The 1112-nt window shown below is 70.6% G+C and carries 2 protein-coding genes; one reads left to right on the forward strand and one right to left on the reverse strand.

Annotated features, from left to right (window positions below; translation table 11 throughout):
* The coding region (locus IY392_RS12325) for an SLC13 family permease (protein WP_309234175.1) at window positions 1-544 on the reverse strand (544 nt) is incomplete at its 3' end.
* 84 nt (window positions 545-628) lie between these two features.
* Between IY392_RS12325 and IY392_RS12330 the strand changes: the two genes are divergently transcribed.
* A partial coding sequence (locus IY392_RS12330) for a LysR family transcriptional regulator (RefSeq protein ID WP_194861374.1) occupies window positions 629-1112 on the forward strand: 484 nt, incomplete at its 3' end.

The raw sequence follows: 1112 nt of genomic DNA on the forward strand, positions 1-1112 counted from the left end.
GGGCGGGGATGAGCGGCACCCACAGGTCGTTGGCGGGGACGCCGGCGGTCGCCGCGGCCCGCGCGGTGGGCCCGCCCCAGGGGAGCAGGTTCATGGTTCCGGCGCCCAGGCCCACGCACACGCTCAGCGTCAGCCGGCTCATGCCCAGGCGGTCGAAGAGCGGGATCATGGCCGGGATGGTGATGAGGAACGTGGTGGCCCCGGCGCCGTCGAGGTGGGCGGCCATCGCCAGTGCGGTGGTGGCCACGCAGATGGTGACCGGGGCGTTGCCCGCCCAGCGGACGATGCGCCGGATCAGCGGGTCGAAGAGCCCGGCGTCCCGCATCACCCCGAAGTAGGTGATGGCAAAGACGAACATCACCGTCACCCCGACCACGCCGCCCAGCCCGTCGGCGACGAACTCGCCGATCTCCGCCGGTCCGAACCCGGCGATCAGGGCGAAGACGATCGGCACCCCTGCCAGCGCCACCACCGCCGCCACGCGGTTGGAGAGCAGCAGAGCCAGAATCACCCCGATGGTGAGAAAACCTGCCCATGCGAGCACGAGAGCCCCTTTCGTCGGCTCCACACAGTGTGAGGTGACTCACGTTATGCAGTCCAACATCATTTGGCGATAGATTCATGTGCCATGAGCATGAATCTGGGCGTGCATCACCTCCGGGCGATCGTCGCCGTCGCCCATCACCGCAGCTTCACGCTCGCCGCCGCCGAACTAGGGGTCGCGCAGTCCTCGCTCAGCCGCACCGTGCTGGAGGCCGAACGCCGGCTGCGCACCCCGCTGTTCCAGCGCAGCACCCGCCGCGTCCTGCTGACCAGTGACGGGGAGGCCGTGGTGACCGTGGCGCGGGGCGTGATCGAGCACGTCGACACCGGGCTGGCCCACATCGAGGGCTACCTCGCCGGCACCAGGGGGAGCATCACCATCGCCACGCTGCCGTCCCTGGCCGCGACCCTGCTGCCGCCGATGATCCGCGTCTACCAGCGGCTCCACCCCGACGTGGCGGTGCACGTGGAGGACAACCTCAGCGACCAGGTGACCGAGCACCTGCGCAGCGGGCGGGCCGACCTCGCGCTGACCACGCATCCGGGGGACGGCCGCTCCGGAGGCGGCT

Source organism: Dietzia sp. SYD-A1 (genome assembly GCF_015356725.1).
GTDB lineage: Bacteria > Actinomycetota > Actinomycetes > Mycobacteriales > Mycobacteriaceae > Dietzia.